Origin of the sequence: Rhodopseudomonas julia (genome assembly GCF_030813515.1) — a bacterium.
In the GTDB taxonomy this organism is placed as follows: Bacteria; Pseudomonadota; Alphaproteobacteria; order Rhizobiales; family Afifellaceae; genus Afifella; species Afifella julia.
Genome location: NZ_JAUSUK010000001.1, coordinates 1,248,625 through 1,272,984 on the forward strand (window position 1 = coordinate 1,248,625; position 24,360 = coordinate 1,272,984).

At 63.1% G+C, this 24,360-nt stretch carries 20 protein-coding genes and 1 pseudogene; 6 read left to right on the plus strand and 15 right to left on the minus strand.

The genetic code is table 11. From position 1 onward, the window contains the following. Positions 1-23 precede the first annotated feature (23 nt). The 3 genes from putA to mutM form a co-directional block, all read right to left on the minus strand. Positions 24-3,746, minus strand: coding sequence for a bifunctional proline dehydrogenase/L-glutamate gamma-semialdehyde dehydrogenase PutA (putA, locus tag J2R99_RS05795; protein WP_307153509.1), 3,723 nt, complete (start codon positions 3,744-3,746; stop codon positions 24-26). A gap of 215 nt (positions 3,747-3,961) precedes the next feature. Next, a complete protein-coding gene (locus J2R99_RS05800) occupies positions 3,962-4,735 on the minus strand; it encodes an enoyl-CoA hydratase (RefSeq protein WP_307153510.1) in 774 nt (257 codons plus the stop codon). A gap of 74 nt (positions 4,736-4,809) precedes the next feature. Further along, positions 4,810-5,700 (minus strand): bifunctional DNA-formamidopyrimidine glycosylase/DNA-(apurinic or apyrimidinic site) lyase, encoded by an 891-nt coding sequence (gene mutM, locus J2R99_RS05805; RefSeq protein WP_307153511.1) that lies wholly within the window; start codon positions 5,698-5,700, stop codon positions 4,810-4,812. A gap of 120 nt (positions 5,701-5,820) precedes the next feature. On the opposite strand from mutM, the gene ubiE reads away from it, so the two are divergent. The 3 genes from ubiE to coaBC are packed head-to-tail and all read left to right on the plus strand — an operon-like array spanning position 5,821 to position 9,433. Next, positions 5,821-6,570 (plus strand): bifunctional demethylmenaquinone methyltransferase/2-methoxy-6-polyprenyl-1,4-benzoquinol methylase UbiE, encoded by a 750-nt coding sequence (ubiE, locus tag J2R99_RS05810; RefSeq protein ID WP_307153512.1) that lies wholly within the window; start codon positions 5,821-5,823, stop codon positions 6,568-6,570. Between the two features lie 27 nt (positions 6,571-6,597). Beyond that, the gene (gene ubiB, locus J2R99_RS05815) at positions 6,598-8,169 is read left to right on the plus strand and encodes a 2-polyprenylphenol 6-hydroxylase (protein WP_307153513.1); all 1,572 of its coding nucleotides are present in this window, start codon (positions 6,598-6,600) and stop codon (positions 8,167-8,169) included. A gap of 40 nt (positions 8,170-8,209) precedes the next feature. Next, entirely contained in the window at positions 8,210-9,433 is a 1,224-nt protein-coding gene (gene coaBC, locus J2R99_RS05820) for a bifunctional phosphopantothenoylcysteine decarboxylase/phosphopantothenate--cysteine ligase CoaBC (RefSeq protein ID WP_307153514.1), read from the plus strand. A 47-nt stretch (positions 9,434-9,480) separates the two neighbouring features. Here coaBC and J2R99_RS05825 read toward each other — a convergent pair whose 3' ends face one another. From J2R99_RS05825 to dctP, 3 genes are all read right to left on the minus strand, one after another. After that, complete coding sequence (locus J2R99_RS05825) at positions 9,481-11,952, minus strand: glycogen/starch/alpha-glucan phosphorylase (protein ID WP_307153515.1); 2,472 nt, start codon at positions 11,950-11,952, stop codon at positions 9,481-9,483. Between the two features lie 149 nt (positions 11,953-12,101). Beyond that, positions 12,102-13,676: a malonate--CoA ligase gene (locus J2R99_RS05830; RefSeq protein ID WP_307154158.1), complete on the minus strand. Its 1,575-nt coding sequence runs from the start codon at positions 13,674-13,676 to the stop codon at positions 12,102-12,104. A 66-nt stretch (positions 13,677-13,742) separates the two neighbouring features. Beyond that, complete coding sequence (dctP, locus tag J2R99_RS05835; protein WP_307153516.1) at positions 13,743-14,672, minus strand: TRAP transporter substrate-binding protein DctP; 930 nt, start codon at positions 14,670-14,672, stop codon at positions 13,743-13,745. 306 nt (positions 14,673-14,978) lie between these two features. On the opposite strand from dctP, the gene lnt reads away from it, so the two are divergent. Both lnt and J2R99_RS05845 read left to right on the plus strand, forming a co-directional pair. Beyond that, positions 14,979-16,601 (plus strand): apolipoprotein N-acyltransferase, encoded by a 1,623-nt coding sequence (gene lnt, locus J2R99_RS05840; protein WP_307153517.1) that lies wholly within the window; start codon positions 14,979-14,981, stop codon positions 16,599-16,601. 93 nt (positions 16,602-16,694) lie between these two features. Next, on the plus strand, positions 16,695-17,123 hold the full coding sequence (locus J2R99_RS05845; protein WP_307153518.1) for a helix-turn-helix domain-containing protein: 429 nt from the start codon (positions 16,695-16,697) through the stop codon (positions 17,121-17,123). Positions 17,124-17,200: 77 nt separating this feature from the next. Here the strand turns inward: J2R99_RS05845 and J2R99_RS05850 are convergent, their stop codons facing one another. The 5 genes and pseudogenes from J2R99_RS05850 to J2R99_RS05865 all read right to left on the minus strand — a co-directional run bounded on the left by J2R99_RS05850 (position 17,201) and on the right by J2R99_RS05865 (position 21,267). Further along, positions 17,201-17,947, minus strand: coding sequence for a M48 family metallopeptidase (locus tag J2R99_RS05850; RefSeq protein ID WP_307154159.1), 747 nt, complete (start codon positions 17,945-17,947; stop codon positions 17,201-17,203). 202 nt (positions 17,948-18,149) lie between these two features. Then, a complete protein-coding gene (locus tag J2R99_RS05855; RefSeq protein ID WP_307153519.1) occupies positions 18,150-18,581 on the minus strand; it encodes a DUF2852 domain-containing protein in 432 nt (143 codons plus the stop codon). A gap of 172 nt (positions 18,582-18,753) precedes the next feature. Continuing rightward, the gene (locus J2R99_RS17775) at positions 18,754-19,011 is read right to left on the minus strand and encodes a helix-hairpin-helix domain-containing protein (RefSeq protein ID WP_503167843.1); all 258 of its coding nucleotides are present in this window, start codon (positions 19,009-19,011) and stop codon (positions 18,754-18,756) included. Positions 19,012-19,080: 69 nt separating this feature from the next. Beyond that, positions 19,081-20,361: pseudogene (locus J2R99_RS05860) on the minus strand (polyhydroxyalkanoate depolymerase); the annotation flags it as partial. Positions 20,362-20,466: 105 nt separating this feature from the next. Next, positions 20,467-21,267 (minus strand): ABC transporter permease, encoded by an 801-nt coding sequence (locus tag J2R99_RS05865; protein ID WP_307153521.1) that lies wholly within the window; start codon positions 21,265-21,267, stop codon positions 20,467-20,469. A gap of 225 nt (positions 21,268-21,492) precedes the next feature. Here J2R99_RS05865 and J2R99_RS05870 point away from each other — a divergent pair, with 225 nt between their 5' ends. Then, positions 21,493-22,260 (plus strand): NAD(P)-binding domain-containing protein, encoded by a 768-nt coding sequence (locus tag J2R99_RS05870; RefSeq protein ID WP_307153522.1) that lies wholly within the window; start codon positions 21,493-21,495, stop codon positions 22,258-22,260. Positions 22,261-22,276: 16 nt separating this feature from the next. Here J2R99_RS05870 and J2R99_RS05875 read toward each other — a convergent pair whose 3' ends face one another. The 4 genes from J2R99_RS05875 to J2R99_RS05890 all read right to left on the minus strand — a co-directional run bounded on the left by J2R99_RS05875 (position 22,277) and on the right by J2R99_RS05890 (position 24,359). Continuing rightward, complete coding sequence (locus J2R99_RS05875) at positions 22,277-23,032, minus strand: ABC transporter ATP-binding protein (RefSeq protein ID WP_307153523.1); 756 nt, start codon at positions 23,030-23,032, stop codon at positions 22,277-22,279. Positions 23,033-23,148: 116 nt separating this feature from the next. Further along, positions 23,149-23,460 carry an HPr family phosphocarrier protein gene (locus J2R99_RS05880; RefSeq protein ID WP_307153524.1) on the minus strand — a complete coding sequence of 104 codons (312 nt, stop codon included), beginning with the start codon at positions 23,458-23,460 and terminating at the stop codon, positions 23,149-23,151. After that, positions 23,457-23,858 carry a PTS sugar transporter subunit IIA gene (locus tag J2R99_RS05885; protein ID WP_092811793.1) on the minus strand — a complete coding sequence of 134 codons (402 nt, stop codon included), beginning with the start codon at positions 23,856-23,858 and terminating at the stop codon, positions 23,457-23,459. Before J2R99_RS05885 ends, J2R99_RS05880 begins: the two co-directional genes overlap by 4 nt. Before the next feature lie 54 nt (positions 23,859-23,912). Beyond that, the gene (locus J2R99_RS05890; RefSeq protein WP_307153525.1) at positions 23,913-24,359 is read right to left on the minus strand and encodes an HPr kinase/phosphorylase; all 447 of its coding nucleotides are present in this window, start codon (positions 24,357-24,359) and stop codon (positions 23,913-23,915) included. Between the last annotated feature and the right edge of the window lies 1 nt (position 24,360).

Below are 24,360 nucleotides of genomic sequence, written 5' to 3' on the forward strand. Positions count from 1 at the left end.
AAGCGTTCTGCCGGCAAGCTCCCTCAACTGCCGGCAAGCGTCAGAAGCGTCGCATTGCCGCCCGAAGCGGTGGTATCGATCGACACGACGCGCTCAGTGGCAAACGCCGCCACGCCTTCTGCGAGCGACAAAAGCGGCAGTCGCGCACCCTGGCGTTCGGCAAGGGCGATGCGCAACGTTCTTGCCTGCGTGCCACCCCCCTCATACGCGACGAGGCCGAGGCCCCGAAGACCGGCAGCGAGCGCCACAGGCTCGCCCTCCACCACGACGACGAGCCCGGCCGGGGCACCGACACGTTCCAGGGCCCTCTTGAACGCCACCACGGCGGCATCGACAATGCCGGCCGGCACGACCGCTCGGTTGCCAGCGGCAAGGGCGGTCACGACCTGTGCCAGAAGCGCACCCCGCCTCGCCCCCTCTCCATCTGCCGATGGCGCGCCGAGACAAAGCGCCAACCCCCGGCCATGCAGCGACAGACGATTTGCCTCGCCCGTCGGGCCCGGCAGCGCCACGACGCCGGCGATCTCCGGCCGCGCAGCCTCAATCACCTCATGCGCAACCTTTCGGGCATTTTCGGGCAATTCGCCGGCGGCGCTCGCCAAGACCATGATCCGAGCGGAGTTCGCCTCCCATTCGCTCATATCCGGAAGGGCCGCGAGGTCGGCAGGCGCCAGGGCGGCAACCTGCGGTCGCTCTTCGTCGCCGTGGAGGGGAACGGCGGCCACCTCGACCGGCCGCGTGAAGCGGACGAGATAATGCGGACCGCCGGCCTTCGGGCCGGTGCCGGAAAGCCCTTCGCCACCGAAAGGCTGCACGCCCACGACGGCGCCGATCTGATTGCGGTTCACATAGATGTTGCCGACATGGGCGTGGTCGCAAATGCGCTCCACACGCTGGTCGATGCGCGAATGGATGCCGAGCGTCAGGCCGTAGCCCGACGCGTTGATGGCCGCCACGACCGCGTCGATCTCCTTCGCCTTGAAGGTGATGACGTGCAGGACGGGCCCGAAGATCTCGCGCTTGAGTTCGTCGAAACGATCGAGGCGAAGCGCTACGGGCGCCACGAAATTGCCCTCGCCCGGCATTTCATCATGGGCGAAGAGAAGCCGTCCTTCGCCCGTGAGCTTTGCCACATGAGTTTCGATCGTCTGCCGGGCTTCCTCATCGATCACCGGCCCGACGTCGGTTGCGGGATCCCACGGATCGCCAATGACGAGCTCTTCGGTCGCCCCCTTCAGCATCTTCAAAAGCGCCGGGGCGACGTCCTCCTGCACAAAGAGAGCACGAAGCGCCGAGCAACGCTGTCCGGCCGATTGGAAGGCCGATTGCACGATATCGCGGACCGCATGTTCTGGAAGCGCAGTCGAATCGACGATCATCGCATTGAGGCCGCCCGTTTCGGCGATGAGCGGTGCGCGCACGGGACCCGCTTTCGCCAAAGCCCGGTCGATCAAGATCGCGGTGTCCGTCGAGCCGGTGAAGCAGACGCCCCCGACCCTCGGATCGGAGGTGAGCGCGGCACCCACCACAGAGCCCTCTCCCGGCACGAGATTGAGCACGCCTTTCGGCACGCCCGCCTCATGCAGAAGCGCCACGGCTTTTGCCGCCGTCAGAGGCGATTGCTCGGCGGGTTTCGCGACGACAGTGTTGCCGGCGACAAGCGCTGCGGAAAGCTGGCCGGTGAAAATCGCCAGCGGGAAATTCCAAGGCGAGATGCAGACGAAAACGCCTCGCCCATGCCGCGTTGTGCCACCTTCCGCGAACAGCCGTCGGGCCTCGCTGGCGTAATAGCGCAGGAAATCTGCCGCCTCGCGCACTTCCAACACACCGTCGAGACGCGTCTTGCCCGCTTCGCGGGTGGCAAGGGCGATAAGTTCGGCCGCGTTCTCCTCATAAAGCGTCGCGGCGCGCTCCAAGATCTCGGCGCGCGCATCCGCCCCGACCCCCTGCCAGGCCACCACCGCATCGGCGGCCACGCCAAGCGCGTGCCTGGCGGTTTCCGCGTCCGCATCCACGACGATGCCGACCTTTTCGGCGGGCTTCGCCGGATTGAAGACATCCCGCGCGCTGCCGGGGCTTTCCTCGCCCCCGATCAGCGGGGCGGCGCGCCATTGCGCGGCCTCGAACGGCTTCATGGCTTCGGAAAGTGCCTCCAGATCGAGCGGATTGTTGAGATTCCAGCCTTTGGAGTTCTTGCGCTCCGGCTCATAGATGTCGGGCGGCAGCGGGATCAGCGGATGGGCGACCGGCTTTGCCTGCTCGACCAGCGAGATCGGGTCTTCGACCAGCTTTTCCGCCGGCACGTCCTCGTCGAGGAGCTGATGGACGAAGGAGGAATTGGCGCCGTTCTCAAGCAACCGACGGACGAGATAGGCAAGCAGATCCTTGTGGATGCCAACCGGCGCATAGATGCGGCAGGGGCGGCCCGTCTCTTTCCTCAGGCGTTCGTGCAGTGCCTCACCCATGCCGTGTAGACGCTGGAATTCAAAGCGCGCCTCAGGCGGCGCGATTTCCAGAATGGCGCAGGCCGTATGGGCATTGTGCGTGGCAAATTGCGGGAAGATGCGATCGCAATGTGCGAGCAGATAGCTCGCGCCGGCGAGATAGGAGACGTCCGTCGACGGCTTGCGGGTGAAGACCGGGTAAGCAGCAAGACCGAGGATCTGCGCCTGCTTGATCTCGTAATCCCAATAGGCGCCTTTGACGAGGCGCACGGCAAAGCGGCGATCGAGACGTTCCGCCAGCTCCACGATCCAATGGAGGACCGGCAGGGAGGCTTTCGAGAACGCCTGGACGACGAAGCCGAAGCCGTCCCAATCTGCGAATTCCGGCTCAGAAAGTGCGCGTTCCATGACTTGCAGAGACAGATCGAGACGGTCGGCCTCTTCGGCGTCGACGGTGAGGCCGATGCCGGCGGCCTTCGCCTCGCGCATCAACTGCGCAAGTGTCGGCGCGAGTTCGGCTAGAACCCGCTCCTTCTGCACCGTCTCGTAGCGCGGATGCAGAGCGGAGAGCTTCACCGAGATCGACGGATTGTCCGTGACACGTTCCGCATTGGCGGCCTTGCCGATGGCACTGATCGCGGCCGAATAGGAGCGATAATAGGCCTCCGCGTCTTCGCGCGTCCGTGCCGCCTCGCCCAGCATGTCGTAGGAATAGCGGTAGCCCTTGGCACGCATCGGCTCGGCGCGGCGCAAAGCCTCCTCAATGTTGCGCCCGAGGACGAATTGCGCGCCCAGCACCTTCATCGACTGCGCCACAGCCGCCCGCACCACGGGCTCGCCGACGCGCTGCACCATGCGGCGCATCGTATGGATGAGATGCGCCTCGGTCTGCTCGTCCTGCCCTTCAGAGCCATAAAGGCGGCCCGTCAGCATCAGGCCCCAGGACGAAGCGTTCAACAGCAGCGATTCACTTTGTCCGCGGTGGCTGCCCCAATCGGCGCCGCCGATCTTGTCGCGAATGAGAGCATCGAGTGTGTGTGCGTCCGGCACGCGCAGATAGGCCTCTGCAAGGCACATCAACGCCACACCCTCGTCGGTGGAGAGGCCGTATTCGGAGAGAAAGCGCTCCATCAGATGCGGCGCCGGATCGGCCCGCAGGGCCGACACCATACCCGCGGCCTTCGCGCCGGCACGTTTTCGTGCCGCTTCGTCGAGATTTATCGCGGCGAGGCGGTTTCTGACCACCGCCTCCTCGTCTTCATAGGGCGCGCGACGGATGGCAATGCGAGGATCTGTGGCCATGGAGGCTCCGGAAGGCAGAATGGGTAAGGGTCGGTGACCTTCCGCAATGCTGCCCGCAAATACGACTTCATTTCAACTCGTCGAAATACCAAGTCTGGCGTGATCACCCGCGAAATCGCGACGACCGAGACTTCCCTCACGAGAAGACACCGCCCGGAAGATTTCTGTCACGCCCCGACGCGCGCAAAGACGCCCGGACGGCCCAACGGTATTGCTCAACGGTTGTTGAATTGCGGCGAGCGTTTTTCCGCAAAGGCGAGCATGCCTTCTTTCTGGTCTTCGGTCGCAAACAGCGCCTGAAAGAGCCGACGTTCGAAGCGAATGCCTTCCGCCATCGTCGTCTCATAGGCGCGGTTGACGCTTTCCTTGGCCATCATGACGGCGGGAAGAGAGAAGGATGCGATCTTCTGAGCGGCCTTCACCGCCTCTTCCAGGACATCTCCGACGGGCACGACGCGAGAGACGAGGCCGGCACGCTCCGCCTCGTCGGCTTCCATGAGCCGCCCGGTCAGGCACATATCCATCGCTTTCGCTTTGCCGACAAAGCGGGTGAGGCGCTGCGTTCCGCCGGAGCCGGGAATGACACCGAGGCTGATTTCCGGCTGACCGAACTTCGCCGTTTCTGCTGCGATGATGAAATCGCACATCATCGCAAGCTCGCAACCACCGCCGAGCGCATAGCCTGCCACGGCCGCGATCAACGGTTTGCGGCGCTGGCCGACCTTGTCCCATTCGGAGATGAAATCGTCGCGATAGGCGGTGACGAAATCGAGCTCCTTCATTTCGGTGATGTCGGCACCCGCGGCGAAGGCCTTTTCGGAGCCGGTGATGACGATCGCACCGATCTTGTCGTCAGCCTCGAATTCGTCGAGTGCCGCATTGAGTTCGCCGACGAGACCGGCCGACAGCGCATTGAGCGCGTTCGGGCGGTTCAAGGTGATGAGCCCGGCGCGTCCACGCCGCTCCACCAGAATATAATCGTAGGCCATGCCCCCTCCTGACTGACGTTTCCCTGGCGATAGCCGTAATGCGGTTGTGCACGAGCAGCAAGGCAACCTTGCCGTCACCTCTGACAGACAGGGCAATAGAACGTCGAACGGCCGGATTGCACGATACGGGAGACCACGCCCGCACAAGTCGGCCGGGGGCACGGGAAAGCTTCCCGGTCATAGACGGCGAAACTCTCCTGGAAGCGGCCGACGGAGCCATCGGCCTGAACGTAATCGCGCAGGGAGGAGCCACCTGCTGCGACTGCGTCTGCGATCACGTCACGGACCGCCTCCACCAGCCGTATCAGACGCGCGCTCGGCTGCCCATCTTGGCGCACCAAGGTTCCGGCCGCTCGCCGGGGCGAGAGCTTCGCGCGCCACAGCGCCTCACACACGTAGATATTGCCGAGCCCGGCGATGACGCGCTGATCCATCAACACCGCCTTCAGGGGCGCCTTGCGGCCGGCGAATTTTGCCGCGAGCTCGGAGGCGGAGAGAGCGTTGCCGGTCGGCTCCAGCCCGAGATGGGCGAAAAGCGGATGCTCCTCGAGATGACCCGCTTCTGCGAGAGCCATAAAGCCGAAGCGACGAGCGTCGTTGAAGACGAGGTCGAGACCTCCGTCCAAATGGAACACGACGTGATCGTGGATGGTCTTCTTTTTGTTGTCGAAGTAGCGGCCTTCGGCCGGTGTCAGATTGAGCGCACCCTCGAAGCGAAAGGAGCCGGTCATGCCGAGATGCATGACGAGGATGGGGCCGCGCTGCGCCGCATCGGTTTCGACCAAAAGGTACTTTGCCCGGCGGCCGACATGGTCGATGCGGCGGCCCTCGAGCGCGCCAGCAAAGCCCGGCGGCAGGGGAAAACGCAGGTCGGGACGGCGCAACTCGACCGCCTCGATCGACCGACCTTCCAGAACCGGCGCCAGACCACGCCTGATCGTCTCCACTTCCGGCAATTCCGGCATCGCCACTTATCCTTCATCTTTCCGCGCCACGCCGCATGGCGTGTCGCGATGGCTTTCGTTATGGTCCGCGGCAACCGCGCCGCAACACCGGCGCCTCCGGATTTGTCCAGAGGATCAGCTATGAGTGAAAAGACCCAGTTCGGCTACCAAGAGGTGCCGATGGAGGAAAAGCAGGGGCGTGTCGACGACGTCTTCCACTCCGTCGCCCGGCGCTACGACATCATGAACGATCTGATGTCGGGCGGCCTGCATCGGCTTTGGAAGAACGCCATGGTCTCCTGGCTCGCCCCGCCCCATTCGGGACGGCCCTACCGGGTGCTCGACATGGCGGGCGGCACCGGCGACATCGCCTTTCGCATCTCCGACCGCTCGCGCGGTCACGCCGAGATCACGGTTGCCGACATCAACGGTTCGATGCTGGAAGTCTGCCGCGAGCGGGCCGAGAAGCACGGCTACACCAATCTCTCTTATGCGGAAGCCAACGCCGAGGAATTGCCCTTCGAGGACAAGAGCTTCGACGCCTATACGATCGCCTTCGGCATCCGCAACGTGCCGCGCCTCGACAAGGCGCTGTCGGAAGCCTACCGCGTTCTGAAGCCGGGCGGGCGCTTTCTCTGCCTGGAGTTCACACCGGTCTCCACACCGGTGATCTCGCAGCTTTACGAGGCCTATTCCTTCCGCGTCATTCCGATGATCGGGCAGGTCGTCACCGGCGACCGCGAATCCTACCAATATCTGGTGGAATCGATCCGCGTCTTCCCGAACAAGGAGCGCTTCGCCAGCATGATCTCCGACGCCGGCTTTGAGCGCGTCAGCTATCGTGACTATACAACCGGCGTCGTTGCCCTGCATTCGGGCTGGAAGCTCTAACGCGATAAAGCTCTAAGGTCGCACAGCGTGCTCAATCTCATCCGCCTCACGAAGGCGGGCTTTCATATCGTCCGCGCCGGCGCGCTTGGCTTCGTCGATGTCGACGAAGTGCCGCCGGTTGCGGCCCGTTTCGTACGTTTCGCGCGGCTTTTCGAGCCGCGCGGGCTTTCGGACGCCGAACGCGGCCGGCGCCTTTCTGCCCGGCTACACCGGCTCGGCCCCTCCTATGTGAAACTCGGGCAGTTCCTGGCGACGCGGCCGGATATCGTCGGCAACGACGCAGCCGAAGCCCTGTCGGGCCTCAAGGACGAGATGCCGCCCTTCCCGACGGAAGAGGCGAAGGCGATCATCGAAATCAATCTCGGCCGCAAGGTGGAGGAGGTTTTCACCTCCTTCTCAGAGCCTGTGGCGGCCGCCTCAATCGCCCAGGTCCATCACGCCACGCGGCTCGTCGACGGCGAGGAGCGCGAAGTCGCCGTCAAGGTGCTGCGCCCGCATGTGCGTGGCGGCTTTCAGCGCGATCTGGAGACCTTTTATGCCGGAGCGCACTTCCTGGAGCGGCTGTCGGCGGAAGGCAAGCGGCTGAAGCCTGTCGCCGTCGTGCAATCGCTCGAGCGCACCGTGCTCCTGGAAATGGATCTGCGCCTGGAGGCCGCGGCCTATTCGGAGCTGTCGGAAAACATCGTCGGGGAAACGGAATTCCGCGTGCCGGCCGTCGATTGGGCCCATACCGGCCGCGACGTCCTGACGATGGAATGGATCGACGGCATCAAGCTCCGGAATACGGCGGGCATCGTCGAGGCCGGGATCGATCGCCAGAACCTCGCGCGCATCGTCGTGCAGTCGTTCCTGCGCCATGCGTTGCGTGACGGCTTCTTCCATGCCGACATGCACGAGGGCAATCTGTTCGTCGACAAGGAAGAACGTCTCGTTGCCGTCGATCTCGGCATTATGGGCCGGATCGGACCGAAGGAGCGACGCTTTCTCGCCGAAGTCCTCTACGGCTTCATCAAGCGCGACTATCTCAAGATCGCCAAGCTGCATATCGAGATCGGTTATGTGCCGCCGATCCATTCGGCAGAAGATTTTGCCCAGGCGCTGCGAGCGATCGGCGAGCCGATCCACGGCCAGCGTGCGAGCGAGATCTCCATGGCGCGGCTTCTCGGCCTCCTCTTCGAGGTGACGGCGCTCTTCAATATGCAGACGCGGCCGGAGCTCATCCTCCTGCAGAAGACCATGGTCGTGGTGGAAGGCGTCGCTCGGCGTCTCGATCCGGATTTCGACATGTGGGCAGCGGCCGATCCCGTCGTCACGGAATGGATTTCCCGCCATCTCGGGCCCGTCGGGCGTCTTGAGGAAGCGGCGGATTCCTTGCGCGAGATCGGCAAGTTCGTCGAGCATCTGCCGGACACGCTGACACGCGTGGAATCGGCCGTCGACCGGCTCGCAGCGTTCTCCGCCGGCGGCATCAAGCTCGATGACCAGACGGTCGACCGGCTTGCCGACGCCGGCACGCACGAGCTTTTCTGGACGCGTTGGGCGGTTCGGCTCGGCGGGCTCGCGCTCGTCGTCATGGCCGTCGCCTCTCTGTGGCGCTAAGACGGCCTGAGCGAGCGGCCTTTTCGACGGAGCGGCAAGGATGACGAAGCTCAAAGACAAGCGCATCCTGCTCATCATCGGCGGCGGAATTGCCGCCTACAAATGCCTGGAGCTCATCCGGCTTCTGAAGAAGGCAGGCGCCTCGGTCAGCACCGTGATGACCAAGGCGGCGCAGGAATTCGTCACACCGCTCGCCGTTGGCGCCTTGAGCCATGAACCGGTCTTCAGCGAGCTTTTCGACCGTCAGGCAGAGGAAGATATCGGCCATATCCGGCTGTCGCGGCAGGCGGATCTCATCGTCGTGGCACCGGCGACGGCCGACCGGCTGGCCCGGCTTGCCGCCGGTCTTGCCGACGATCTCGCAGGTGCCGTGCTGCTTGCGAGCGACAAGCCCGTGCTTCTTGCCCCCGCCATGAATCCGAGAATGTGGGTGCATCCGGCGACCCGGCGCAATGTCGCGCAGCTTCGCAGCGACGGCTATGGCGTCATCGGTCCCGAAGCCGGCGAAATGGCGGAAAGGGACGAGGCCGGCGAAGGCCGGATGAGCGAGCCACAGGCGATCTTTTCGGAGATTGAACGGCGCCTCTGCGGAACGCCGGAAGGCATGGGGGCATTGTCCGGTCGGCGCGTTCTCGTCACCTCAGGCCCGACGCATGAACCCATTGATCCGGTGCGCTATCTCGCCAACAGATCTTCCGGGCGGCAGGGTCACGCCATCGCTGGCGCCTTCGCCAGAGCCGGTGCGCATGTGACGCTCGTCTCCGGGCCCGTTACGATTCCTGCGCCTGACGGCGTGGACCTCGTGACCGTGGAATCGGCCCGTGAGATGCTCGCAGCGGTCGAAGCCGCACTTCCCGTCGATATCGCAGTTCTCGCCGCAGCCGTCGCCGATTGGCGGACGTCGGAAGAGGCGGAGCGAAAGCTGAAAAAGACGGAAACCGGCGCTCCGGCCCTCACCCTGGTGGAAAATCCGGATATCCTGGCCACGCTCTCGCGGCACCAAAAACGACCGCGCCTCGTCGTCGGCTTCGCCGCGGAGACCCATGACGTCGTTGCCCACGCCCGCGCCAAGCTGCAGCGCAAAGGCTGCGACTTCATCCTAGCCAATGATGTCTCACCCGGCTCCGGCATCATGGGCGGCACGGAAAACGCCGTGCAGCTCATCGGGCCCGCAAGCCACGAAGAATGGCCGCGAATGAGCAAGGAAGCCGTCGCTGAGCGCCTGGTGGCACAGCTCGGCTCTGAGCTTTCTTCCAAAATGTGAGGTGCCTCGGCCGCGCTGATCGCGGCCGGGCTTTCACGTCTTTTGGGCTATTGGCCGCCCTGGTTGATCTCTTCCGCCGAAGGCGTCTCGACGTTCCAGATCTCGCGGGCGTAATCGCGAATGGCGCGGTCTGCAGAGAACCAGCCGACCCGTGCCGTGTTCAAGATCGTACGACGCGTCCAGTCCTCCTTGTCCATGAACGCCCGATCGACCTTGCGCTGCTCGTCGAGATAGGCGGCAAAATCCGCCGTGACGAAGAAATAATCGTCATAGGAAAGCCGGTCGACAATGGCACGGAAGCGATTTGGATCCTCCGGCGAGAAAACGCCCGAGCCGATCGCATCGAGGACAGTCTTGAGGGTCTCGTTGCCGTCGATGACAGCGCGCGAATCGTAACCGGAGACGCGATAATTGGCGACATCCTCCGCGGTCAGACCGAAGATATGGATGTTATCGCGCCCGACCCGATCACAGATCTCGACATTGGCGCCGTCGAGCGTGCCGATCGTCAAAGCACCATTGAGAGCGAGCTTCATGTTGCCGGTGCCGGAGGCTTCCATGCCGGCGGTCGAAATCTGCTCGGAGAGATCGGCCGCGGGGATGATGCGCTCAGCGGTTGAGACATTGTAGTTCGGCAGGAAGACGATCTTCAGTCGGTCGCCGACCACAGGATCGCTGTTGACGGCCCGTGCGACATCATTGATCAACTTGATGATCAGCTTCGCCATCTCGTAGCCGGGAGCGGCCTTGCCACCAAAGATCTTGACGCGCGGCGTCCAGTCGGCGGCCGGATCGTTGCGGATGGCAAAATACTGCGCCACCGCCTCCATGATGTTGAGAAGCTGCCGCTTATACTCGTGCATGCGCTTGATCTGGACGTCGAACATGGCGTCCGGTGACACATGGATGCCGACGCGGCTCTGGATCTCCGTCACCAGACGGCATTTGTTCTCGTGTTTGGCGGCACGGAAGCGTTCGCGGAAGGCCGCATCCTCCGCATAGGGCGCCACCGCCTCGATGGCTTCCAGGTCGCCGATCCAGTCCTCGCCGATGGTCTCGATCAGGAGATCGCTCAGCGGCTTGTTGCACGAATGCAGCCAGCGCCGCGGCGTAACACCGTTGGTGACGCCGAGGATGCGGCTCGGATAGAGCGAATCGAGATCGTGGAAGACCGTTTGCTTCATCAGATCCGCGTGCAGGGCCGAGACGCCGTTGACGCGGTGGCTGCCGACAAAAGCGAGATGCCCCATCCGCACGCCCTGGCCATTGGTGTGGTCGACGATGCGCACGCGCTCCAGATCGAGCGTGCGCTTGGCGGCGGCGGCCGTCCGCAGATGCTGCTCGTCGATCCAGCGGATGATGTCGAGATGGCGCGGCAGAACGGAGCCGAAAAGCTGCAGCGACCAGCGCTCCAGAGCTTCCGGCATCAAGGTGTGGTTGGTGTAGGAAAGCGTATTGCGGGTGAGCTGGAACGCGACTTCCATCGACAGGCCGTGCGTGTCGACCAGAAGGCGCATGAGTTCGGCAACCGCGATCGCGGGATGCGTGTCGTTGAGCTGGATCGCCACCTTTTCCGGAAGCTTCGTGATGTCGTCATGCGACGACAGGTAGCGACGCAGGAGGTCCTGCAGCGATGCGGAGGTGAAGAAAAACTCCTGGCGCAGGCGGAGGTTCTTGCCTTCCTCGGTGGTGTCGTCCGGGTAGAGAATGCGCGACACCGTCTCCGCGCGCACCGCCGCCTCCATGGCGGAGAGATATTCGCCACGGTTGAAGCGATCGAGATCGACGCGTTTGGCGGGTTTGCCGGCCCAAAGCCTGAGCGTGTTGACGTGACGGCCGCGCCAGCCGGCGATCGGCGTGTCGTAGGCTGCGGCCAGCATGACTTCTGCCGGATGCCAGATCGGCTTGCCGTCCGGCGTGGTGATCACCTCGCCGCCGAAGGGAATGTTGTAGACGACCTCGGGGCGCTCGAACTCCCAATTGTGACCGGTGACCAGCCAATCCTCCGGCTCCTCCGCCTGCCAGCCATCGCGAATCGACTGACGGAAGAGGCCGTTCTCATAGCGAATCCCGTAACCGTGGGCCGGAATGCCCAGGGTCGACATGGAATCGAGGAAGCAGGCCGCAAGGCGCCCTAGGCCGCCATTGCCCAAGGCGGCATCGGGCTCTGAGCGCAGGATCTCGTCGTAGTCGGCACCGAGCTCCGTCAGCGCTTCACGCACCGGAGCTTCAAGCCCGAGATTGATGATCGTGTCTTTGAGCAGACGGCCGATCAGAAATTCCATCGACAGGTAATAGACCCGCTTCTGGTCCTGATCGTAGGCGCGGCGCGTGGAGGCCATCCAGTGATCAACAAGCTGATCGCGTACAGCCAGAATGAGCGCGGCGCTCCAATCCTGGCGGACCGAATGCTCCGGATCCTTGCCGACCGCATATTTCAGCTTCTCGATGATGAGCCTTTTCACATCTTCCGCATCCTCGATGCGGCGCGAAAGAGTGACGGCTGTCGCTGCATTCATGATCGCGCTCCTCGCGATTGTTGCCCGACGCGCATGCGCGTTTGGGCAATTTGACACCCACACAAACGGCCGTGACAGCTGACCGGCCGGGCGGGTTCAATGAGGTTTATCTGTTCGTGGCATCGCAACTCCGAGACGAAGCCACTCTATCAAGGCCTGCCTACAGGAATCGGCCGATCCTTGCCTGCCTCAATTTCCTGCAGCACCTGGCTGAATTGCGCGCGCAATTTGCTCTTTTCGACCTTCCCCATGGTGTTGCGGGGCAGGTCCTCCACGAAAATAAGGGCCTTCGGTTGCTTAAAGCTTGCGAGCTTCTCGGCCAGGACGGCACTCAGCTTCTCCGCTTCGGGCGCTTTCCCCGGCGCGGGAACGACGAGCGCGATCACCGCCTCCCCGAAATCGGGATGCGGAACCCCGATGACTGCTGACTCCAAAACGCCGGCGCAGGCATCGAGGACAATTTCGATCTCCTTCGGATAGATGTTCAGACCGCCGGAAATGATCAGGTCCTTGGCCCGCCCGACGATGTGAACATAGCCCGCTTCGTCGATCAGGCCGAGATCTCCGGTGCGAAACCACCCATCATGGAATTCCTCCGCCGTCTTCTCCGGCATGCGCCAATAGCCCATGAAGACGTTCGGTCCTTTCACCTCGATGACGCCGATCTCGCTCATCTTCTTCGGCGAACCCGTTTCCGGATCGGCGATGCGAAGATCGACGCCTGGCAAGGGCAGGCCGACCGTTCCAGGTCGGCGATCGCCCACATAAGGGTTCGACGTGTTCATGCTCGTTTCCGTCATACCGTAGCGTTCCAAGACGGCATGGCCGGTCCGTTCGAGAAAGGCAGCATGGGTTGCAGGCAGGAGGGGTGCGGAACCGGAAATGAAAAGTCGTACTTCCTGCACCAGTTTGTGCACAAGGCGCGGATCGTCAAGAAGACGGGTGTAAAAAGTCGGCACCCCCATCATCACCGTGGCTTGCGGCAGGGCCTCGATCACCAGGTCGAGATCGAAGCGGGGCAGGAAAATCATCGACGCCCCGGCGGCAAGAACGACATTGCACGCCGTGAAAAGACCGTGAGTGTGGAAGACCGGCAGCGCGTGGAGAAGGACGTCATCTTCCGAAAACTGCCAAAGGTCCGTCAAGGTGAGGGCGTTGGAGACGAGGTTGTCGTGGCTCAGCATCGCGCCCTTGGAACGGCCGGTCGTGCCGGAGGTGTAGAGGATCGCAGCGAGGTCGTCGTCGGCCCGCGCCACCGTCTTGAATTGATCGCCGGCCGAAACACCGAGGCGATCGAGACTGCCTGAGGCTTTTTCGCGCTTCTTGCGCACACCGAGCGTCTCAAGCCGTGCCCCGGCTTCTTCCGCGACCGGTGAGAGGATCTCCGCTTTAGCGGGATCGCAGACGAAGAGTGCCGGCTCGGCATCTTTCAGAAAATACGCGACCTCGGCCGGCGTATAGGCGGTGTTGAGGGGCAGGAAGACGGCCCCGGCGCGAACGGTCCCGAGATAGAGAAGCACCGCCTCAATGCTCTTTTCGACCTGCACAGCGACTCGGTCGCCGGGCTTCACCCCAAGTTTGACGAGCGCATTGGCAAAGCGGGCGGAGCCGTTTTCCACGTCGGCATATGTCAGCCTTCGCCCGTCCGTCAGGCGCGCAAAGGGCGCGGCTTTGATCGCGGCGGGAAAAAGGGCGGCGAGACGGGTATAGAGATTGCGATCCATGACCGCCATTCAGGCAGCTCACACGTTTTTGAACAAGAGGTGGCGCGGCCGCAGGCACAAAGACCTTCAATCGCCCGTGATCGCCTCAGCAAGAAGACGCTTGCCGTCCTTCACGTCGCGCGCGAAATCGCGCCAGCTCGATTCCACTGCGACGGCCAGCCATTGGTCAAGCGCGGAGCGCGGCATCTCTTCCACCTCAGCGCCCGCCTTCCGATACATCTGCACCAGCCGGTCGTCCTGGGCGCGGGATTCCCGCGCAGCCCAGGCCGTGACTTTTTCGCCCGCCGCTTTGAGAGCGGCGCGTTCGTCCTCACTCAATGCTTCCCAGCTCGGGCGCGCGATGACGATCGGCTCGTAGCTGAACCAGAGAGCGTCGCTGCCGGGCGCCGTCAGACATTTGGCGGCACGCGCCAGTTCGGGGTCGGCAAGGACGGAGGATGAGGCAAGCGCGCCATCGATGACCCCGCCCGCAAGGGCTGCAGCGAGACGTGCACGCGGCGCCCGCGCCACCGACGCTCCGGATTTCGTCAGGACGGTGCGCAGAGGCTCGCCCTCGGCATGCAGGGTCTTGCCGCTCGTCGATGGCGGCCCTTCAAGACAGGCCCCGGAGGAGACGAAACCGCCGGCAAGCCAGGCATCGGCGAGAACGATCATGCCAGCATTGTCGAGATGGGTCTTGAGGTCGGCCATGAAGGCCGACCGGGCAAGGGCGTCCGCATCGGCATGCCGGCGCGCCAGACCGGGCATCGACGCCGCCCCGAAAATTGGATCAGAAGAGGTGGCCGCAGCGAGCGGCAGAGCCGCGACATCGACGCGGCCGGTCGCGAGCCGGTCCCAGAGAGCCTCGGGCTCGAAGGCTTCGGCCTTCGAACCTCCCGACAGACGGCTCAAGACGAGGTCGGCCTTCTCTTCGCCGAGCGCATGTTCGAGTTCGTCGATCATCGCGCCAGAGAAGCTCTCCGCACCGCCCGCCGTCACCTGCCCGGTGCGGAGCATGGCTGCGGTTGCCGGGAATTCTGAAGCAATGAGGCAAGCGAGGCTCAAAACGGCCACGAGGGCGTGGCGAGCTCGCAGATTTGGCGCAAAGGTTCTTTGAAAAGGCATCAAGGCTCCAGCCAGGCTAAGCTCGACCGCCCCACCCTCTCGGGTTCTGGCGCTGGAATCGGCCGGCGATGGGTATGAAAACGCACCGTCCGCGGGGAATTGGACGATTGAAGGGCGAGTGCGGGGAAAGCCCCGCTTGATTTCGCGTCTCTTAGGCCGTCATCTCGCCGACGCACCGGCAAGCGATTCGAGTTGCACATGAATAGGTTCGCTCAGGCGATCATTCTTTCATGGGGGTGGCGCCGGCGGGGCATCGCTTTTTCGGCCGGAGCGGTTTCGGCCCTCGCGCAAGCGCCCTTCTTTCTGTTCCCGCTCCTGTGGCTGACGCTGCCGGTTCTCGTGCTTCTTATCGATGGCGCGGTCTCGTCGCGGTTTTCTGGCCGCACCGGACGCTCGATGGCGGCTTTCGGGACCGGATGGTGGTTCGGCTTCGGCTATTTCCTCGCCGGACTTTGGTGGGTCGGATCGGCCTTTCTCGTGGAGGCGGATCAGTTCGGCTGGCTGATGCCCTTCGCGGTCGTCCTTCTGCCCGCCGGCCTCGCCATCCTCTGGGGTCTCGGGGTCGTGGCGGCGCGGCTTATCTGGTCCGGCAGCGGCTGGCGGATCTTCGCTCTCGCATTCGGGCTCGGCGGCGCCGAGTGGCTGCGCGGCCATCTCTTCACCGGTTTCCCGTGGAACGCTATCGGTTATGCGCTGACGGCCGGCGAAGTGATGATGCAGTCGGCTTCGCTTGCCAATGTCTACGCCTTGAGCTTCCTCGCCGTCGTCATCTTCTCAGCGCCCATCACGCTGCTGACTGGAGAACGACGCAGATACGTGGCGCCCCTCCTATCGGTCGCCGTGGTTCTGGCGCTCGCGGCTTACGGGCTTTCGCGTCTCGGGTCCGCCTCAGATGCGACCGTGCCAGACATCAATCTCCGCATCGTCCAGCCTGCCGTCGACCAAGCGCAGAAATGGCTGCCGGAGAACCGGAATCGCGTGTTTCAGGATTATCTGACGCTCAGTGCCGAAGCCGGCCGCCATCCTCTCGATGGGGAAACGCTGGTGGTCTGGCCGGAAACCGCCCTGCCCTTCATCCTGACGGACGAGCCCGGCGCACTCGCCGCCATCGGCCGGCTCCTGCCGCAAGGCGCGCATCTCGTCACCGGAGCGGCGCGGCTCGAAAATGAACCGGACGGCAGCCGCCGCGTGTTCAACTCGATCTACCTCATCGACAGCGACGGAACGATCGTCGGATCGTACGATAAGGTGCATTTAGTACCGTTCGGAGAGTACCTTCCGCTGCAAGATTTGCTCGATCGCATCGGGCTTCAGCAGCTGTCTTTGCTCGGCGGCGGGTTCTCATCCGGCACGCGTCGGCGCACCCTCACGCTGCCGTCAGCACCGCCCTTCGTCCCCCTGATTTGTTACGAAATTATCTTTCCTGGTGAGATTCTCGTCGACGACGGTAGCCGCCCAGGTTTCATCTTGAACGTCACCAACGACGCCTGGTTCGGACATACGCCAGGGCCCTATCAGCATCTCCATCAGGCACGAGTTCGCGCTGTGGAAGAGGGCTTACCGGTGGTGAGAGCCGCCAATACCGGCATTTCGGCGATCATCGACTCCTACGGCCGCATCAGGGTGAGCGCAAAGCTCGGCACTAAGACTTTCATCGATGGCGGCCTTCCTGAAGCCGCTGAAATTCCCATGGCTGCACGCTGGGGTGGCATATTTACGTTAATTCACTTGTTAATCTGTTTTTCAGCCGGATTTTGGGCCCTGAGGCGAGAAAACGTGCCCGTACCATTGACTCCCGGGGCCTCCAGGCAGAAACGGTGACCCTAGGTTACCAAGTGATCGGACGCCACGAACCGACCCAATCGCGGGCATGATCGGCCCAAGAAAAATTGGCCGTAGCGTGTAAGGAAAAACATGAACGAAAAGCGGAAGCCGAAGTCGCCGGACGAAATCGACGCTCACATCGGCAGGCAGGTCCGGATGCGCCGTAAGATGGCCGGGCTGTCTCAAGAGAAGCTTGGCGAGCAGCTCGGCGTCACGTTCCAGCAAATACAGAAATACGAAAAAGGTGCAAACCGCATCGCGGCCAGCCGACTCTTCCAGATCGCTGAAGTTCTTGGCAGTCCCTTGTCTTATTTCCTGCCTGACAATTCAGGGAATGGCAGCGAGGAAGGTTTCGCAGAGCGCCAGACGGCCTTCGTGATGGACTTCGTCTCAACAGCCGAAGGCGTGGAACTGAACCGTTCCTTCACGCACATCAAAAGCAGCAAGGTTCGCCGCCGCCTGATCGAACTGGTTTCTGAAATCGCGCGCGACCAAACGGACGACCCAGGCCAGGCATAGCTGGCGGGCGAGGCCACAACCGGCGATCTGCATCCCACCTTCTCAGGTTTTATCGCCGAAACCAGCGTGACGGCCGCTCACGACGTCTGGGCAACCGCTCGACCGATGCGGTGAAGCTCGGCGCCATGACGGCGCAGCCATCTGCGCGCTTCTTCGTAGCCGGGATAGAGTTCGCCCACGAGACGCCAGAAGCGCGGCGAGTGATTCATTTCGCGCAGATGGGCGACTTCATGGGCCGCGACATATTGCAGCACATGCGGCGGCGCGAGAACGAGCCGCCAGGAAAACGACAGCGTCCCCGTCGATGAACAGGAGCCCCAGCGACTCCTGGTGTCGCGCACGGCGATGCGTCGGTGCCGGACGCCCAGCACGTCGCAATAGGCGCCAACCGCCTCACTCAGGTCACGACGCGCCTGACGCTTCAGCCAATCGGAGAGACGCCGCTCCAGATGGCGCGGATCGCCCGGAACGACGACGGCGCGCCCTTCTTCCATATCCAAAATGCGGACGAGACCGCGTGACGGATCCGTCTTGATGAGGCATTGTTCTCCCCGCAGCGAAAAGTACGTCCCCGGCACAAATGGGGCTCCACCCTCATGCGCCCGCATCCGCTCGGCAAGCCAGTCGCGGTGGCCGGCCAGAAAGCTCTCTCCCGCAGAGAGCGGCACAAAGGCAGGCAGCGTCAAAAGCGGTTCACCCGTCGCCGCGTCGAGACGCAGGATCATGCGCCGGGCCCGGCTCGAGCGGCGTACCTTCACGGCAAGCTCGCTCTCCTGAAAGGCAAGACGACAGGTTTCGGGGGTTTTGCGGCGGGAGAATCGCATAGCAGGCACTATGCCTCGTCTTCTGGCCCGGCCAAAGCCATTGCTCCAGTGGCGCGCAGACTTCGCTGAGCCGGCTGATCCCGATTGGTCGAATGCCGCCGCGGGGCTGACATCTCGACCGTAGAGACCATCGTCGAAACAGCCCCGACAACGACAAACGGGGCCTTGTGGGCCCCGCTGTCTTCGCAATCAGGCTGGGATCTTAGAACGCGCGCTGCGCTCCCTCGTCCGTACGCCGGCGGTACTCGGCCATGAAGCGATCGAACTCTTCCTTGTCCTTCGCCCGCCGCAATTCCTTGACGAAGCCTTCGAACTCGCTGCGCATACCTTCGATCTTGCGGCGCTCTTCCTCGAGCCGCTCCAACTCGCGGGTGCGATACTCGTCGAAGGCGATATTGCCGGTGTCGCCGACACCAAATCCGGCTTGGCGTGTGATGCCGCCGAACTGGCTGCGGAATTGATTGCGCATGTCCTGTCCGAACCGGACCAATTCCTGGCCCCAGATCATCCAGGCCAGCATGGCAAGGCCCAGCGGCCAGAACAGAGCAAAACCGATCACCATTAGAAGAATGTTCAGTGGTGACCAGCGACCCCGAGTCGAACAGGCCCGATTGGCAGTAACAGTTTGGTTCATCGAACTCCCCTCAAGCAGTGGATGAACTGGAGATGGGGAGCGCAAAATCGGGATTCAAGAAAAACCGGACGCCAGCCGCCACAACCGGCTTTCGGTCTCTCACGACAACGACGGCCGCATCCCGACGGTCAAGTGCTTCAAGAACGCGGCACCAGCGAACGGAAAAGCCCGCTCAGTGCCGTATTTCAGTGGCCATGCCCATCATACGTCGCGCCTGCGCCACCCAACTCTCGAGCGCCTCGCCGGCGTGTGGCGACATCTCCCCTTGCAAGGCTTCCATCGCCTCGCTCGTCATCTCGGCAAGCTGGCTCACCTGGAAGATGCCGAACTCGTTGAGGCTGTCGGCCGCCGCCGGGCCGAGTCCAACGATTTCGGTCAGGTCTGTCGCCACCGCGGGCAGATTGTCTACGGCAAGCGCCGAGAAGCCCATCGCGTCGGCAAAACGCGCATGATAATCCTCGCGCGGATTGCTGCGCACGGCCTCCGCCGCCCCGTTCAGGGGCTTGGCATCCTCACGCGCGAAACGGCGGATGAAATCTGCGATGACGGGCACGATTTCCTTGCGGAAACGGCTGCCGTTGAAAACACCATAATGGCCGACCTTCGGCTGCAGGTGATGCTTTTTCATCTCTTCGGGCAGGCTGGAGCACAAGGACTGCGCCGCTTCCGTCTGGCCGACACCCGAAATGTCGTCGCGCTCGCCTTCCACCGTCAAGAGTGCCGTCTTTTTGATGAGGTCCGGGCGAACCAACCTCCCACGATGGCGCATCTCTCCGCGCGGCAGATCGTGACGGATGAACACGGTCTCGACCGTCTGCAGATAAAACTCCGCTGTCAGATCCATGACGGCGAGATACTCGTCATAGAAATCACGGTGCTTTTCGGCACTGTCGCCGTCACCGTCAACGAGGTGCTGGAAGAACTCGTGGTGGGCACTCACATGCCGGTCGAGGTTCATGCTCATGAAGCCCGAGAGTTGCAGGAAGCCCGGATAAACGGCCCGCATGAAGCCCGGATGCGGAAACGGCACGTTCATGATGACGTGGCGGCGGAACCAGTCCACGCTCTTGCCGTCGGCGAACATGTTGACGGCAGTCGGGTTGCGTCGCGTGTCGATCGGCCCGCCCATCAGCGTCATGGAGGCAGCCTGGCAGGGATCATCGTCTTCCGCCATCACGGCGGCCGCGGCGAGGACCGGGACGGACGGCTGGCAAACCGCCATGACATGCGTCCCGGAGCCCAGATGGTGCAGCATCTCGACGATGTAATCGACGAAATCATCGAGATCGAAATGCCCCTTGGACAGAGGCACCATGCGCGCATCGGTCCAGTCGGTGATGAAGACCTCGTGGAAGGGCAGCATCGCTTCCACAGTGCCGCGCAGCAAAGTGGCGTAATGGCCAGACATCGGCGCAACGATCAGAAGCTTCGGATCGCGCGGCCGGTCAGATGGCAGATTGCGCTTGAAGTGAAGAAGATCGCAGAAGGGTTTCGACCACACCACGCGTTCTTCGATGGCAACGGTCTTGCCGTCGACCTCGACGTCCTTCAGCCCGAACTCGGGCTTGCCGTAGCGGCGCGTCGTCCGTTCAAACAACTCCGCCGCTGCGGCGACCGAACGGCCAAACGGCGTCTCTGCGAAGGGGTTGAAAGGGTTCTGGAAGGCGAGCCGGGTCACATCTGCCATCGCGCGCCACGGCGCAAGCACGGCGTGATTTAGCTCGTAGAACTGATAGATGCCCACGTTTCCCGCCTTTTCCTTATCGGAATGGCAGCGCATTCTGGCGCTGCACAATAGTCTTCCGCGTTGCAGAATAGGCCGTTTAGGCGCAAACGCAACTGCGGCAGACCCAAAGTCTTCAGGTTGAAAGCTTGCGCGGACCTGTTATTCGCCAAGCTGAAGCAGCGCGCCCGAGCGACGGGCAGAGCGCAAAAAGGCTGCAAAAGCAATGGATGCGGCGGACAAATAAACAAGATTGAGGCCGCCGGCCCACAACATCTCGCCGACGTCGAAACGATTCTCCAAAATGAGGGCGCGCATCCCTTCGAAGACATGCGTGGGCGGCAGCGCCAGCGATATGGGCTGCAGCCAGGCGGGCAGAACCGTCACGGGGTAGTACACACAGGCGAGCGGAAGCAGGAGGAACGAGACGCTCCAAGCGAAACTCTCCGCACCGAGCCCGTTGCGCAGAACGATGCCGCAGGCGAGAAGCCCGATCGTCCAACTTGTCATGATGAGATTGGCGAAGAAGGCGGCGAGCGCCAGACCCAGCCCCCACAGATTGAAGCCGAAGAAGACGATCGCCATCACCGTGACCGGCATCAGCCCGATCAGGAGCCTGATGATGCTCATCACGCCGAGGGCGGCCAGAAGCTCGTACATCCTGAGCGGCGTCATCATCAGATTGCCGAGGTTGCGCGACCACATCTCCTCCAGGAAGGAGACCGAAAAGCCGATCTGGCCGCGAAACAGGATGTCCCACAAAAGGACGGAGCCAATGAAGGCCCCGCCAGCGAGCGCGGCAACAGAGGTCTTCTCGGCCAGATAAGTCTGCAAGAAGCCCCACATCAGCATCTGTACGGTCGGCCAGTAGACGAGGTCGACGAAGCGGGGCCAGGAGCCTCTGAGAAGATACCAATAGCGCAGAACGAGCGCGAAGATGCGGTTGAGGGAGGCAGAGAGCATCGAGTCGTCCTTGAGCGTTCCGGCGGCGAAAAGGCTGGGCGAAGCGGCCGCCCGGCAATCGTAGACCCGCCGCCGCAGCGCGAAAAGCCGGCAATAAACCGGAGAAAAACGCCGCTGACCGGGTCCCGACCCATCGCGTCGACCCTTTCCTCGCGCCGCCCCCTCCCTTCGGCGACCATCATTGCCTAAGGTCCTCGCCGACAAATTCAGCGAAGAGGAAGCCTCATGGTCTATGGCATCATCGGCGTCGGAGCGATCGCTGAGGCGATCGTGGAAGGCTTGTGCAGCGTCGACGTGGGCGCGCCCGCAATCGTGCTGTCGCCGCGCAATGCCGAGATTGCCGCCGATCTCGAGCAGAGATACGCAAGCGTCACCGTCGCGGAGGACAATCAGGCCGTCATCGATCGCTGCTCGGTCGTGATCCTTGCCGTCAGGCCGCAGGATGCGGCGGCGGCGCTCAAGGATCTCGTCTTTCCCAAAGAGCGCCCGGTCATCAGCCTGTTGGCCCGCACACCGCTTGCGCAGCTTTCTTCGCTCGTCGCGCCGGCCACAAAGATCGCGAGAGCCATCCCGCTGCCGCCCGTGCGCACCCGCTCAGGCATCACGCCCGTCTTCCCGGCCGGCGGGGAAGCCAAAGCCCTGTTCGAGACGCTGGGCAGCGCCGTCGAGCTGCCGAGCGAAGAGAGCTTTGAGGCTTTTGCTACGGCTTCGGCGACGGTCGCAGCACATTTCGCCTATCTCAACACCATCGCCGGATGGCTTGCCGCACAGAACGTGCCCCAGGACGCCGCGTCACGCTATATGGCTGCGGTCTTCGCTGGAGTGGCCGGCTCGCTCCAAGACGAAAAGCCGGACTTTGAGCGGCTCGCCAAAGATCACGCCACGCCTGGGGGGATCAACGAGGCGTTTCTTGCCGCCCTCACAAAGGCCGGGGTCTTCGACAAGGTGAAAGACGGTCTCGACGAGCTCGCCGCGAAAACTTCGCTTTCCTAGCGTTTCAGCCGGCGCGTCAGGCCGCCTCACCCTGCCTGCGACCGCGGGCGACATCGAGGAAGACGTCTTCCATCGTCTCGCGGCCGTAGCGCGAGATAAGCTCGGAGGGGGCGCCCTGATCGACGATGATGCCGCCCTTCATCATGACGACGTCGTCGCAGAGACGCTCAACCTCGGGCATGTTGTGCGAGGCGAGGAGAATGGTGGCGCCCCGTTCGCGGCGATAGCGCTCCAGATGGGTGCGCACCCAGTCCGCAGTATCGGGATCGAGCGAAGCGGTCGGCTCGTCTAGGAGGAGGACCTCAGGGCGATTGATCAGGGATTTTGCCAGGGCGACGCGGGTTTTCTGTCCGGCGGAGAGCTTACCCGACGGGCGGTCGAGAAAATCCCGAAGCGCCAGCTCGCCGGCGAGCTCGTCGATGCGCTCCTTGAGGTCGGCGACACCGTAGAGCCGCCCGAAGACTTTGAGGTTCTGCCGTACGGTGAGCCGCATCGGCATTTCCACGTAGGGACTTTCGAAATTGATGCGGTGGAGCACCTGGTAGCGCTGATGCGCCATATCGGCGCCGAGGATGCGGGCTTCCCCGGAACTCGGCGTGATCAATCCCATCAGCATGGCGATCGTCGTCGTCTTGCCGGCGCCATTGCCGCCGAGGAGGCCGGTGACGGAGGCTGCAGGGACCGAAAAGCTGATACCGTCGACGGCGCTGACCGAGCCGTAGCGCTTGGCGAGGCGGGTCACCGCAATCGGACTGACGCCCAGCTGTTGCATCCTCGTGATCCTCACGCATTGCTTCGCCGAGGCCGGGTGCAGTCCCTGCCCCCTCCGGCCGAATGGCTTTGGAAGAATTTGCTGAGATTACGGATGGAAGGCCGGGACTTCCAGCCTCACTCGCGCGGCTCGCGGGTCACATCTTCGCCGAACCCCCCTTCGACGAGGGCAGCAAGCGCCTCAAGCGCGGCATCCGCATCCGGCCCGACGGCGGCGATATCGATGAAACAACCGGGCGCGGCGGCAAGCGTCATCAGACCCATGATGGAGGTGCCGCCAACGCTTTGCCCGTCCTTGATCACCACGACCTCTGCATCGAAACAGCTTGCGAGCTTCACGAACTTAGCCGAAGCGCGTGCGTGAAGACCCCGCTTGTTGCAAATGGTCAGGCGCCGCAAGGGCAGGCTTTCCAGAGCGATCGTGGTCATTTGGCGGATAAGATCCGACTGGCAACGTTGATGTATTTCCGCCCGGCATCCTGCGCCGCAACCGTCGCCTCGTCGAGTTCCGCATCGCCGCGGATGCTTGCGAGCTTGATCAGCATCGGCAGATTGACGCCGGCCACGACCTCGATGCGGCCGGGCTCCATCACCGAAATCGCAAGATTCGAAGGAGTGCCACCGAACATGTCGGTCAACAGGATCACGCCATCGCCGGCGTCGACCTCCTGGACCGCCTGAACGATGTCCTGGCGTCGATCCTCCATATCGTCATCGGGGCCGATGGAGATCGTCGCGCAGCCCTGCTGAGGTCCCACCACATGTTCCAAAGCAGCACGAAATTCAGAAGCGAGCTGACCGTGGGTGACAAGGACTAATCCGATCATACGGGGTTTGCCGATCCATTGTGCAAGGGCCGCCATCTTGGCCACAAAAATGCGTCACCTTGCAAGTCCCTCGCGCGACTGAAGGGCTGCAGCGAGCGCCGTTCGCACGAGCAGCAGCGTCGCAGGGCTGCGCGCTGGAGCCGGCTGGCGCGGCACGCGTATCCCGGCGATCTCCGTCACGAGATCGCCGGCATCCGGCAGACGTTCGAGAGCCGCTTCGGGGAGAAGGTCGATAACGAGGCGAATCACCGCTGCCTGTTCATGAGGCAGCCGCACGAGCCCACGGCCGCGCAGCTCCATCAGCCCCTCTGTCACGGCAGGCGGCGTGACGACGAGACGGCCATGGCAGGCGGTCAGATCGCAATAATCATCGGCAACGAGGCGCCCTCCCTCCGCAAGGATCGACCAGGCGAGCATGGATTTGCCGCTGCCCGACGCGCCTCTGATGAGAATGCCGGCGCCTTGCCAGAGAACACAGCTTGCGTGCAGCCGCAGCGACATC

Coding starts and splice junctions, on each gene's coding strand:
- J2R99_RS05845 (WP_307153518.1), top strand. CDS start 16,695: ATGAACGAAAAGCGGAAGCCGAAGTCGCCGGACGAAATCGACGCTCAC.
- J2R99_RS05830 (WP_307154158.1), bottom strand. CDS start 13,676: ATGGATCGCAATCTCTATACCCGTCTCGCCGCCCTTTTTCCCGCCGCG.
- J2R99_RS05885 (WP_092811793.1), bottom strand. CDS start 23,858: ATGATCGGATTAGTCCTTGTCACCCACGGTCAGCTCGCTTCTGAATTT.
- J2R99_RS05865 (WP_307153521.1), bottom strand. CDS start 21,267: ATGCTCTCTGCCTCCCTCAACCGCATCTTCGCGCTCGTTCTGCGCTAT.
- J2R99_RS05800 (WP_307153510.1), bottom strand. CDS start 4,735: ATGGCCTACGATTATATTCTGGTGGAGCGGCGTGGACGCGCCGGGCTC.
- J2R99_RS05850 (WP_307154159.1), bottom strand. CDS start 17,947: ATGCGATTCTCCCGCCGCAAAACCCCCGAAACCTGTCGTCTTGCCTTT.
- putA (WP_307153509.1), bottom strand. CDS start 3,746: ATGGCCACAGATCCTCGCATTGCCATCCGTCGCGCGCCCTATGAAGAC.
- coaBC (WP_307153514.1), top strand. CDS start 8,210: ATGACGAAGCTCAAAGACAAGCGCATCCTGCTCATCATCGGCGGCGGA.
- mutM (WP_307153511.1), bottom strand. CDS start 5,700: ATGCCGGAATTGCCGGAAGTGGAGACGATCAGGCGTGGTCTGGCGCCG.
- lnt (WP_307153517.1), top strand. CDS start 14,979: ATGAATAGGTTCGCTCAGGCGATCATTCTTTCATGGGGGTGGCGCCGG.
- dctP (WP_307153516.1), bottom strand. CDS start 14,672: ATGCTCCGCACCGGGCAGGTGACGGCGGGCGGTGCGGAGAGCTTCTCT.
- J2R99_RS05870 (WP_307153522.1), top strand. CDS start 21,493: ATGGTCTATGGCATCATCGGCGTCGGAGCGATCGCTGAGGCGATCGTG.
- J2R99_RS05825 (WP_307153515.1), bottom strand. CDS start 11,952: ATGAATGCAGCGACAGCCGTCACTCTTTCGCGCCGCATCGAGGATGCG.
- J2R99_RS05875 (WP_307153523.1), bottom strand. CDS start 23,032: ATGCAACAGCTGGGCGTCAGTCCGATTGCGGTGACCCGCCTCGCCAAG.
- ubiE (WP_307153512.1), top strand. CDS start 5,821: ATGAGTGAAAAGACCCAGTTCGGCTACCAAGAGGTGCCGATGGAGGAA.
- J2R99_RS05855 (WP_307153519.1), bottom strand. CDS start 18,581: ATGAACCAAACTGTTACTGCCAATCGGGCCTGTTCGACTCGGGGTCGC.
- J2R99_RS17775 (WP_503167843.1), bottom strand. CDS start 19,011: ATGGGCTTCTCGGCGCTTGCCGTAGACAATCTGCCCGCGGTGGCGACA.
- J2R99_RS05880 (WP_307153524.1), bottom strand. CDS start 23,460: ATGACCACGATCGCTCTGGAAAGCCTGCCCTTGCGGCGCCTGACCATT.
- J2R99_RS05890 (WP_307153525.1), bottom strand. CDS start 24,359: ATGTCGCTGCGGCTGCACGCAAGCTGTGTTCTCTGGCAAGGCGCCGGC.